Consider the following 463-nt stretch of genomic DNA (forward strand, 5'->3'; position numbering starts at 1 on the left):
TATCGAGAAAAACAATCGGTAGTTTAAATAGAAATAAAGCAAGATTAAAAGTTGCAAGACTTCAAGAACATATAGCTAATAGGCGAAAGGATTTTCTACAAAAACTATCTACTAAATTAATACAAGAGAATGATATTATTTGCATAGAAGATTTACAAGTAAAGAATATGACTAGAAATCGTAAATTATCTCGTTCTATTTCTGATGTGTCATGGTCAGAATTTGTTCGTCAATTAGAATACAAGGCTAATTGGTATGGTAGACAAATTGTAAAGATAGGTAAATTCTTTGCAAGTTCACAAATATGTAATAAATGTGGGTATAAAAACGAGGAAGTTAAGAATTTAAATATAAGAGAATGGATTTGTCCTTGTTGTAATGTAACTCACGATAGAGATATAAATGCAAGTAAAAATATACTAAAAGAAGGATTAAGACTAATAACAGTTTAAAATAGATAACT

General features: G+C 27.4%; 1 protein-coding gene. It reads left to right on the plus strand.

What is annotated here, in order from left to right:
• Nucleotides 1-452 (plus strand): transposase (locus KGF48_RS20780; protein ID WP_227868500.1); only part of this gene is annotated, 452 nt, incomplete at its 5' end.
• Nucleotides 453-463: the final 11 nt, after the last annotated feature.

The organism is Clostridioides sp. ZZV15-6388, assembly GCF_020657755.1.
Lineage (GTDB): Bacteria > Bacillota > Clostridia > Peptostreptococcales > Peptostreptococcaceae > Clostridioides.